This is a genomic window from Streptomyces sp. adm13(2018), assembly GCF_008042145.1.
Lineage (GTDB): Bacteria > Actinomycetota > Actinomycetes > Streptomycetales > Streptomycetaceae > Streptomyces.
Genome location: NZ_RDBH01000067.1, coordinates 4,533 through 7,754, shown reverse-complemented (window position 1 = coordinate 7,754; position 3,222 = coordinate 4,533). Strand labels below are relative to the sequence as shown.

The 3,222-nt window shown below is 74.1% G+C and carries 6 protein-coding genes; 2 read left to right on the top strand and 4 right to left on the bottom strand.

Annotated features, from left to right (window positions below; translation table 11 throughout):
• Both EAO70_RS06170 and mscL read left to right on the top strand, forming a co-directional pair.
• A partial coding sequence (locus EAO70_RS06170; protein ID WP_261992696.1) for a hypothetical protein occupies window positions 1-525 on the top strand: 525 nt, incomplete at its 5' end.
• Between the two features lie 114 nt (window positions 526-639).
• Window positions 640-1,218 (top strand): large conductance mechanosensitive channel protein MscL, encoded by a 579-nt coding sequence (gene mscL, locus EAO70_RS06165; protein ID WP_148002000.1) that lies wholly within the window; start codon window positions 640-642, stop codon window positions 1,216-1,218.
• Window positions 1,219-1,237: 19 nt separating this feature from the next.
• On the opposite strand, the gene EAO70_RS06160 is transcribed toward mscL, so the two are convergent.
• From EAO70_RS06160 to EAO70_RS06145, 4 genes are read right to left on the bottom strand one after another with little or no spacing between them, the layout of a single operon-like run.
• On the bottom strand, window positions 1,238-1,459 hold the full coding sequence (locus EAO70_RS06160) for a hypothetical protein (protein WP_148001999.1): 222 nt from the start codon (window positions 1,457-1,459) through the stop codon (window positions 1,238-1,240).
• Window positions 1,456-1,917, bottom strand: a complete 462-nt coding sequence (locus EAO70_RS06155) for a hypothetical protein (RefSeq protein WP_148001998.1) — start codon at window positions 1,915-1,917, stop codon at window positions 1,456-1,458. Before EAO70_RS06155 ends, EAO70_RS06160 begins: the two co-directional genes overlap by 4 nt.
• A complete protein-coding gene (locus EAO70_RS06150) occupies window positions 1,914-2,573 on the bottom strand; it encodes a Rieske (2Fe-2S) protein (protein ID WP_148001997.1) in 660 nt (219 codons plus the stop codon). The genes EAO70_RS06155 and EAO70_RS06150 overlap by 4 nt, the downstream gene beginning before the upstream one ends.
• Window positions 2,570-3,169, bottom strand: a complete 600-nt coding sequence (locus tag EAO70_RS06145) for a 4Fe-4S dicluster domain-containing protein (protein ID WP_030315529.1) — start codon at window positions 3,167-3,169, stop codon at window positions 2,570-2,572. The genes EAO70_RS06150 and EAO70_RS06145 overlap by 4 nt, the downstream gene beginning before the upstream one ends.
• Between the last annotated feature and the right edge of the window lie 53 nt (window positions 3,170-3,222).

Below are 3,222 nucleotides of genomic sequence, written 5' to 3'. Positions count from 1 at the left end.
CCCCTCCCCTCCCCCGTTCCGGCGCCGTGCGTGGTGCCGCCCTTCGAGCCGCTCCGGGTGCACGGCCCCCGGCTCCGGCTGCGCAGGGCCCTGCGACGCGGCCGCTGGGCCCCCGCCACCGTCCTCGCCCTCGTGGCGGCGGCCCTCGCCGTGGCGGGCGGCGGCCCGCCGCCGGGCGCCGCCGCGGCACCGCCGGGCGACCGGGCCGCCGCCGGGGCGGCGCGCGTCCGGCCGTCCGTCGCCGTCCGGCTGGTGTCCGCGCCCGTGCGGATCGCCGACGCCGCGACCGTACGGCTGCTGCGGCCCGGCGACCGGGTCGACGTGATCGCCGCGCCCGGCCCGCCGCTCGGCGGGGACGGCGCGGCCCGGGTCGTGGCCGCGGGCGCCCGGGTCGCCGAGATTCCCCGGCCGGACGGGACCGGTGCCGACCACGGGGCGCTCGTCGTGCTGTCCGTGCCGCGCGCCACGGCCACCGTGCTGGCGGGCGCCGGCGTCACCTCCCAACTGGCGGTGGCCTTGTGCTGATTCGCACTGACACTCTGTCAATTCACCGTTCCGTGTGTACGGACTGGACGGCTCTCTTCCGTTCGCGGCCTAATGGCACCGCACACAGCAGCACGAGCGACGAAAGGCACCTTGGTGGCCGAGAAGAAGGAAAGTTTGCTGGCGGGCTTCAAGGCCTTCCTGATGCGTGGCAACGTGATCGACCTGGCCGTGGCCGTCGTCATCGGTGCCGCGTTCACCAACATCGTGAACTCGGTGGTCAAGGGCCTCATCAACCCGATCGTCGGTGCCTTCGGCACCAAGAACCTGGAGAGCTACTCGTCCTGCATCAAGGACACGTGCGCCGTCGTCAACGGCGAGGTGCAGGGCATCCAGCTCCAGTGGGGCCTGGTCCTCAGCGCGGTCCTCAGCTTCCTGATCACCGCGGCCGTCGTCTACTTCCTCATGGTCCTGCCGATGGCGAAGATCCTCGCGAAGCGCGCGGCGCACGAGAAGGCCATGGAGGGCGTCGCGGAGACCATGGAGATCAGCGAGCTGGAGGTCCTCAAGGAGATCCGCGATCACCTGGTCGCCCAGCGCGGCCCCGTCGCGGGACCCGGGACGGGCACGGCTGCGGGTCCGGGTTCCGGGACGGGCACGGGCCCGGGTTCCGGTACGGGTCCGGGTTCCGGCGGTTCAGGTTCCGGCGGTCCGGGGACGCACCCCACCTCCTGACCGGCACCCCGGGCCGGTGTCAGAGGTGGTGCGGCGGCTTCTCGTCGAGGAAGCGCGCGAGATCGGCGGCGCTGTCGCCGCCGGTGGGAGGCCGCTCGCCCCATCCACGGTCCGTGTCGTCCGCGGACTGCTGGTCCAGCGGATCGTCGAAGACGAGTGCCGGCTTCGGACTGCTCTCGGGGCTGGGACGTACGCCGGGCCGCTTCGGGTCTCGCGGGCCATGGGCGGGGGCGGTACTCATACCCCCAGGGTACGCCCGCCGTCCCGCCCCGAACCCGGCTGATCCGCGGGGAGCACCACCAGGAACGACAGGCAGAGGAAGCCCGCGCCCCACCAGGCCGTCCCTGTGTCCCCCGCCATCCACTCGTCCACCACGATCGTCAGCCCCCAGAGCTGGCCGATGACGACCGTGAGCGCCAGCACGAGCCGGGCCGTCAGCTTCGAGGAGCGCTCCGGCTCCTGCTCCGTACCGGCCCCCGGACCCGGCCCGGTGCGGGTGACCCGGGGATCGCCGTAGCCGCTGGTCGGACGGATCTGCGGATACCGCTCGCGCACCGGGCGGTTGAGCCGCCGCTGCGCACTGCCCGGGGTGTACGCGGGTGGCCGCGGGGCGTCCGGCGCGGCCGGGGAGCCCGGGGCGGCGGGGTGCGTGGCCGGCTCCGGGGCCTCCGGGTCGCGGGGGAAGGCGTCCTCGGTCATGTGCGCTCACTCCTCTGCGGCGCCGTGCCCCGCGCCGAGGCGCCGGGGCAGCCCAGGCGGTCGGCGAGTTCGGGGCGTTCACCGGCGAGCTGACGGCAGAGTCCCTCGCGGGCGCTCTCACCGGAGCGGGCCGTGCCGATCGCCCAGACGCTCCCGTCGGTCTCCTCCACGAGCACCACCTTGGGCAGGCCCCGCGGCGGCGGGCCGGCCGTGACCTCCCCGGTGCGGGCGTTGAACACGCCCTCGTGGCAAGGGCAGTACAGCTCGCCCTCGCTGCCGCGCTCCTTGCGCCAGAGCACGGCGCAGGCGAGGTGGGTGCAGACCGCGGAGTAGCCGGCGAGGGTGCCGTCCTCCAGGCGGACGGCGACCGCGCGGTCCTCGGAGCCGGGGTAGCGGAAGGCGAGGGACTCCCCGGGCAGGAGCCCGTCCGCGATCTTCTTGGGCTCGGGCGCCCCCTCCTCGTCGCCGTGCCGGTGCAGGATGCCGGCGGCGACGCCGACACCGCCGACGGCGAGGCCGCCGGAGACGGTGGCGACGATCCGCAGGTAGTCGCGGCGGGTGGTGAGGGAGTCGGCGGCGATCCGGTCGTGGAGCGCTTCCTGGGCCGCGTCGGAGTGGGGGTCCGACGCGGGCCGCTCGGGGTCGGTGACGCTCAACGGACATCCCTTCCATTGATCTCGACGACGGGGAGGCCGCCGGGGACCGGCCACTGGACCTTGTCGGCGGGGACGACCATCGCGACGCCGGTGGAGACGGTCGTGGAGCCGAAGGTGAAGGAGTCGGCGACCTGGACGCCGGGGCGCTCGGCCTGGAGCTCTTCGAGCGTTCCGTAGAAGAGGGCGCCGGTGGGGCAGACGGTGGCGCACATCGGGGCGAGGCCGTAGGCGGTGCGGTCGTAGCAGAGGTTGCACTTCATCTGGAGCTTCGCCTGGAGGTCGATCTTGGGGACGCCGAAGGGGCAGGCGTTGACGCAGTTGGCGCAGCCGATGCAGCGGGTGGTGTCGGCCTGCTGCACGACGCCGTCGGCGGTGACGAGGATCGCGTCGGCGGGGCAGACCTCGGCGCAGGGGGCGACGGGGTCCTCGCAGTGCATGCAGACGGTGGGGAGGGAGGCGACGGAGTGGCCCTCGTCGGGGTAGTCGAGGTGGATCATCGACTTGCCGCGGTGGGAGTCGCATTCGCGGCAGGCGGAGACGCAGGCCTGGCAGCCGATGCAGCGGCCCGGGTCGATGAAGATCGTGCGGCCCATCATGTGCGGGTCAGCTCCTCTCCGCGGTGCCGCGGCCCTGGGGGGAGGTGGGGGGC